The sequence below is a fragment of the Helicobacter cetorum genome (assembly GCF_900198405.1).
GTDB classification, from domain to species: domain Bacteria; phylum Campylobacterota; class Campylobacteria; order Campylobacterales; family Helicobacteraceae; genus Helicobacter; species Helicobacter cetorum_C.
Map to the genome: position 1 here is coordinate 21,669 of NZ_FZMR01000026.1, position 6,995 is coordinate 28,663.

A 6,995-nucleotide genomic window follows, 5' to 3' on the forward strand; every position below is an offset into this window, starting at 1 on the left:
TTTTCGGGGGGGGGGGGGGCGATTTTAAAGGCGTTTGGAGGGGTTATCGTTTTTCTATGCGTTCTTGTTGGCATGGGAAACATCGCTTTTTACACTCTTTTTGGAGATGTGTATAACAGCAATTTATTAGGGTTATTCACAGAAGATTTTTCAACCCTTTTTTCTATTGGGTTACACCATAAAGCTTTATTGCCTTTGCAGATTTTACTGAGCGTTTTTCTGGCCATTGCATGCGTGTTTTTGTATGTGCGTGGTCTTAAAAAATTAGAGAGAATTTTAAGCGTTAAAAGAAAAACGAGCTTTTTAGAAATAGGAGGGCTTTTAGCGTTTTTAAGCGTGCTTATTGTGGTGTCTATCAATTCAGCCTTTTCTTTTAAGGGGCTAAGCTTAGATAAGAGTGCTCATTTTCCTACTAATCAATTTTTACGCACTATTACGCCAAGCAGTTTTCATGCTCTCTATAACTTAGCTAAAATTAGCGCTAAAATGCCTAAATTTGCAGATTTTACGCCAAAAAGTTTAGAGACTATTTTGCATGAGAGATTAACCAATGAACCCTATAATCTCAAGGCGTTATTAACACATCATTCCACAAGTAATGCGCATGAAAAAATAGAGCAAGTCTTTTTTATTGTGGCAGAGAGTTTGAGCGATTATTATTTTGAGCCTTTAAATGGGGTTGTTTTAGCTCAAAAACTTCAAGAATTATTAAAAGAAGATAATGTCTATTCGTTTAAACCTAAGCATTTTATCCAAGGCACAGATAGGACGATTAAAACCATTGGCTTGTTAATAAGCGGGCTTTATCCTTTTAGTGAAACCTTAATGAGTAGAATGGCGAGTGTCAAACCCTTAGAAACCGCCCTAGCTATACAAATTAAATCTCTAGGATATAACACAAATTTTTTCTACGGCGGGAGTTCTAATTGGCAGAATTTAGAAAAGTTTGTGTTAGTGCAAGGCTTTGATAAGCTATTTTATTATTCCAATATTGAGCCTTACTATAATAAACAAGCGAGTTTGTATCCACAACCAGCAAGCAATAATTATGGATTTCATGATAATGTCTTGTTTGATTATATTTTAGACACCATTTCTAACAATCAAAAAAGTTTTAATATGATTTTAACGCTTTCAAATCACGATACATACAATCTTGATTTAAAGGCTTTTAAGGGCGATTTAGAAGTGCCATTAGATAAAATTCAAGCTATCACTAACGCTAATGATTTGCAATCTATGGGGACAAGGTTTTGGAGTTCTAGCGTTTTAGCGCATTTTATTAAAAGAGCTAGAGAGAAGTTTCCTAAAGCACTTTTTATTATCACAGGAGACCATTTTGATAGGAATTGGCAAATCGCTCAAGGGCATTTAGAGACTAACCATACTATTCCTTTAATTATCGTTACGCCAAAATCGGTGCGTTTATACCCACAAACAAACTTAGGCACTCATATGGATTTAATCGCAACGATTTTAGAACTATTGACGCCTAAAAATCAAAGCTATCTCTCTTTTTCTAAGCCATTATTTAACACCAATAAATTACCTAATACTAAAGAATTTAGAGGAGTTTTAGGGGATAATACTATGGCAATAATGTTTAAAAATCAGCTTGGTTTTTATGAGCCTAGCACTTCTTGGCAGTGTTCTATAAATTCGCACCATTTTGAGCCCTTAAAGCTGTGTTTGGATTTAGAAGAGTTGCAACATTATGAAAAAGACTTTTTGAGATTAAAAGAAAATCAAGCGTTGAGTTGGCATATCTTTAAGCATGGTTTTTAAATGCTTATTTTTTCACAGCAAAAGTTAAGTGAACCCTCCTAAAACACCCACCCATAATTAAAGAACACATTAAAATGGCTCGCCCCTTCTTTTAAGATAAAGGTTCTTTGAATGTTGCTGTCTCTAAGGCTCACTTTAATATTTTGCTCAATTAAAGGAATAGAAATACCAACAGAATATTTAGAATGTCTGTAACGATAGTTTAGTCCGCTAGTAAAATTGAGATTACCCCTATTATGAATTTGACTGAAAAAATGATAATTATTATAAAGCCCTCTTAAGCCTGCAAACATGCCAAAAGAAGATTTAAAAAGTCTTTTAGGGGTTAATTGAGACTTTAAAGGCTTTTTATTGTCATAGGAAGTGATAAATTCTATTAGTAATTCTACACCCCCACCAAAACCCATTTGCTGAACCTTTTTGCCCATGCTATTAGAAAAATTGTATTTTGCTATGCCATAATAAGCTAACCCTAAATAGTCGTTAAAATATTGTTGGTAACCTAATTTGAGATTGGCTCCTAGCATGACCGTATTAAAGCGTTGGCCAGAAATACTCATAGAAGTTGTAGTCGTGCTAGAAACCAAAAAACTTTCTTTAAGAGTGCTAAGCATTGAGTTAGCTAGGCTTGTGGTATTTAATTTAGCGTCTAAATAATTCTTTTGATTAGAAAGATTGGAGAAATCTATCGGTAAGGCATTTTGATTAAGGAGCTGTTGCCACACTGAGGTAGTAATCCCTAAAAATCCAGCTGGAACATCATTACAATTAGGATAGACTGAGTCTTGAAAATGCCCCGGATATGCGGGCTGACCCTCACCACCAAAACGAGAACAGACATTATAAGGAATGCCATCAGAATCGCCTTTTCCATTGTCTTTTGGCACTCTTTGGTAAGTCATATTGCCATTGTGGCTATAACTTTTAGTGTGTGAAAATTCATGTAAAATAGCTCTTAGTTTTCCTAAATTGATATTTTTATAATCGTTTCCAAAAAGCTGTTTGGGGTCTAAAGCCCCAGCAATAACCCCTAATTTCCCCCAAGTAACGCCACCCATCCCCAAACCATCAACCCAAGCGTTTTGTAAAATAGAAATTTGCAAATTCATCTTACTTCTAAAATCAGCGACAACTTTTTCATGGGGGACTATATTTTTCTCCTTTCCATTTGGAGCTAATCCATTTTTGCCGGGTGCTACACATTTGGACGCACCAAACTTACAATCACCGCCTACATTGGTAAAATCAAAAGGAGCGTTCATGATATTTTCATACCATGATTTTGAGTCTAAAACAGCATACATGTTTATCAACAGATTAGTAAATTCTTCAGCGGTTTGAGAGGTAAAGGGGGAATAACACTTATTATTGCCTGCTTGTTTATGATATTGACAAGAATTAAAAGTAGGTGGAGACTTATACTCTACCACTAAATCAGTCGTAATAATATCCAACGCCCTAAACAACCTTTGAGTGCTTTCATCAGAAAACTTGGTGCTAGAAACTTCAAAATTATTGTAAGTGGCGTTTGGGTCAATTTCTTTAAAATTATCAAACAAGTTTTCAGAAAGCGTGATTTTAGAAAGTTTAGGAATCATCTCTACCATACCTAAATCCACTACCCTGCCTTGGGAGTCTTTAAAAGAAAGCTTGACATTATTCACATTATAAGGAAGAAAATTTTCTATCACAAGTTGCTTAGTCGCTCTATCTAGGCTAACTTTTATAGGGTGTAAGGTTGAAAATTGGAGTTTTGAAATCGCATTAGAATCAGCAAAAAGATTATTGGCTTTATTAATGATTGTCTTTAAGGGCAAGTAGTCTTCATAGGTTTTATGCTCGGTAATGATTTGTTGCTCTCTTTTTTCTGTGCCTTGCAACATTCCGGTTTCAAAGCCTCCCTCTATAAAAAAGCCATTCTTTTCATGAGCTTTTAAAAGGCTTAAATCCAAAACTAAAAAATAAAAAATGCTCCTAGAAACTATTTTTAAATGTTTTTTAAGACATAAATCTTTTGCAAAAAATAACTTTGATAGCCGATACGCTCTCAAAGAGTTTGTTTTCAAAACAACGCCCTTTACTCTCTCTCTCTCTCTCTCTCTCTCTCTCTCTCGTTTAATCATTTTGTTATCCCCTTATTTATTTAGCTAAACCATTTTTTATCACTACTATACCCAAAAACTATTTTAAAACCCTTTCGTTTGATGTAAAAAACCGCATTTTAAGACTTACTTAATACAATAATTGACATAATTACCCCATAAAAACCCCTTATTAAATTAATCTATACCAAACAATAAGGAGTTATCTAACATGGGGTTTTTCAAGCTTAAAGAACACAATACAAACATAGCTACCGAATTTAGAGCCGGCTTAACAACTTTTATCACAATGATTTACATTGTGCCACTAAACGCTCTTATTCTTTCTCAAGCCAACATGCCTTATGAAGCCCTTTTAAGTGCAACCGCTATCATCACTATCTTAGCAAGTGTTTTTAATGGACTATGGGCAAACACCCCCATAGCTATGAGTGTGGGCTTAGGATTGTCAGCCTATTTTAGCTATGGACTTGTGCAAGGCTTAAAAATACCTTGGCAGAGTGCTTTAGGCATCGTGGCACTCTCTGGGGCGATTTTTGTCATTTTGTCTTTTACAAATTTTCGTAGCTGGGTAATGCAAAGTATTCCTAGTGATTTAAGACGAGCTGTAAGTGCTGGAATAGGAGCCTTTATTGCCTTTATCGGTCTTAAAGAAATGCACATTGTTACTACAAGTCAAGCTACTTTAGTAACCTTGGGCGATTTTAGCGACCCACAAGTTCTATTAGGAATTATTGGTATTATTCTTATTTTTGCCTTACACACCCTTAAAATCAAGGGTTCTTTTATTTTAGCTGTTCTAATCACTTCAATCATTGCTTGGGTCTTTCAGCTATCCCCCTACCCCAAAGAGTTTTTCTCCATGCCTGCTAGTATTAGCCCTATCGCTTTGCAATTACACATTAAAGGCATTTTTTATGATGCTAGTGGGGCTTTCACTCTAGCCTTAGTGCCGGTGGTCATTACTTTTTTTGTTACTGATTTATTTGATTCTTTAGGCACGCTTGGAGGCATTGGCTATAGAACAGGCTTTTTTAATGAAAAAGAAAAAAGCAAAGCTTTAGAAAAAACCTTAGAAGCTGATGCGGGGGTTTCTTTAGCGAGTGCGTTTGTGGGCGTTTCTACTACAACCGCTTTTATAGAAAGCGCGAGTGGGGTTGAAGAAGGCGGGCGCACAGGGCTTACGGCGGTTTTTACCGGATTATTTTTTATTTTAACGCTTTTTTGCTTACCACTTTTAAAAGCCATTCCTTCTAATGCGATTTATCCGGTGCTGGTTATGGTTGGAGTTTTGATGTTTAGCGCATTAGAAGGCGTGAATTTTAAAGACATGGCCATTAGTGTTTCTGCTTTTCTAACCACAATGATGATGCCTTTAACCTACTCCATTACTGATGGCTTAGCCTTTGGCTTTCTCTCTTATGCGATTATTAAAGTCGTGCAAAAAGACTTTAAAGCCTTAAATTCTGGCATTATCACACTCTGTGTTATCTCACTCTTTGTATTCATTTTCCGCTAGATTTTATTAAAAGCCCTTTTTATGGGCTTGGAATTTTTTACACACAAGCACTTGATTTTTTAACCATTCATAAGGTTTTTAGCACTAAAAATGAGTTAAATTACAATAGCATTATAAATATGATTAGCACACCATTAATAAAAGGAATCAATATGCAAAAAACTTCTAACAATTTAGCGTTGATGAGTTTAACGGCATTGTTTTTTTTAATGGGTTTTATCACGGTTTTAAATGATATTTTAATCCCACATTTAAAACCTATTTTTGATTTGACCTATTTTGAAGCTTCGCTCATTCAATTTTGCTTTTTTGGAGCGTATTTTATTATGGGTGGGGTGTTTGGAAATGTGATTAGTAAAATCGGCTATCCTTTTGGTGTGGTGCTTGGTTTTGTGATTACTGCAAGTGGGTGTGCGTTATTTTATCCGGCGGCTCATTTAGGCTCTTATGGGGTATTTTTGGGAGCGTTATTTATTCTAGCTAGTGGTATTGTGTGCTTACAAACTGCAGGCAACCCTTTTGTAACCTTGCTTTCAAAGGGTAAGGAAGCTAGGAATTTAGTTTTAGTTCAAGCGTTCAATTCACTTGGCACGACCTTAGGGCCTATCTTTGGAAGCTTGTTAATCTTTAGCACGACAAAAATAGGCGATGGAGCGAGTTTGGCAGATAAACTAGCTGATGCTAAAAGCGTTCAAATGCCCTATTTGGGCTTAGCGGCGTTTTCTCTTATCTTAGCACTCATTGTGTATCTTTTAAAATTGCCTAATGTGGAAAAAGAAATGCCTGAAACCACGACGCAAAAAAGCCTGTTTTCGCACAAACACTTCACTTTTGGGGCTTTAGGAATCTTTTTTTATGTGGGGGCAGAAGTTAGTATTGGCTCATTCTTGGTATTAAGCTTTGAACAGCTTTTAGATTTAGACGCCCAAACAAGTGCACATTACTTGGTGTATTATTGGGGGGGGGCAATGGTGGGGCGTTTCTTAGGTAGTGTTTTGATGAATAAAATTGCTCCTAATAAATACCTAGCAATCAATGCCTTAAGCTCTATCATTCTCATTGCTCTAGCCATTATTATTGGGGGTAAAATCGCTTTATTTGCTTTGACTTTTGTGGGATTTTTTAACTCTATCATGTTTCCTACCATCTTTTCTTTGGCTACGCTCAATTTAGGGCATCTCACTTCTAAGGCTTCTGGAGTGATTAGTATGGCTATTGTGGGGGGGGCGTTAATTCCGCCTATTCAAGGGCTTTTGATTGATTTTTTCACAAAAAATCATATCGCCTTGTTATATTCCTATATCATGCCTTTATTATGCTATAGCTATATCCTCTTTTTTGCTCTCAAAGGGCATAAACAAAAAGAGAATCCTTAAAAAGGTTTTTCCTTGACCCCTATAACCCTAATTTTTCTGCTACAATTCAAACTTATTTTTATTTCATTCGTAAAATCATTTAAAAAAAGGAAATTTCTTAATGTCTCATAACAGATTAAAATTTTTTAGTGCTTTAAGTTTAAGTTTATCTCTAGCTAGTTCTTTAATGGCTGAAGAAAGCGCTTGGTTTATTGGGGCTAACTATCAAATGGC

Annotated in this window: 4 protein-coding genes; 3 read left to right on the forward strand and 1 reads right to left on the reverse strand. The window is 35.6% G+C overall.

What is annotated here, in order from left to right; genetic code table 11:
- Nucleotides 1-1,785: LTA synthase family protein (locus C6H25_RS07600; protein WP_104748828.1), on the forward strand; the 1,785-nt coding region annotated here is incomplete at its 5' end.
- Nucleotides 1,786-1,823: 38 nt separating this feature from the next.
- On the opposite strand, the gene C6H25_RS07605 is transcribed toward C6H25_RS07600, so the two are convergent.
- Nucleotides 1,824-3,908, reverse strand: coding sequence for an outer membrane protein (locus tag C6H25_RS07605; RefSeq protein ID WP_233707359.1), 2,085 nt, complete (start codon nucleotides 3,906-3,908; stop codon nucleotides 1,824-1,826).
- A gap of 190 nt (nucleotides 3,909-4,098) precedes the next feature.
- Here C6H25_RS07605 and C6H25_RS07610 point away from each other — a divergent pair, with 190 nt between their 5' ends.
- Together C6H25_RS07610 and C6H25_RS07615 are read left to right on the forward strand one after the other, a co-directional pair.
- Nucleotides 4,099-5,406, forward strand: coding sequence for an NCS2 family permease (locus C6H25_RS07610; protein ID WP_104748829.1), 1,308 nt, complete (start codon nucleotides 4,099-4,101; stop codon nucleotides 5,404-5,406).
- Nucleotides 5,407-5,558: 152 nt separating this feature from the next.
- Nucleotides 5,559-6,782 carry a sugar MFS transporter gene (locus C6H25_RS07615; RefSeq protein ID WP_104748830.1) on the forward strand — a complete coding sequence of 408 codons (1,224 nt, stop codon included), beginning with the start codon at nucleotides 5,559-5,561 and terminating at the stop codon, nucleotides 6,780-6,782.
- Nucleotides 6,783-6,995: the final 213 nt, after the last annotated feature.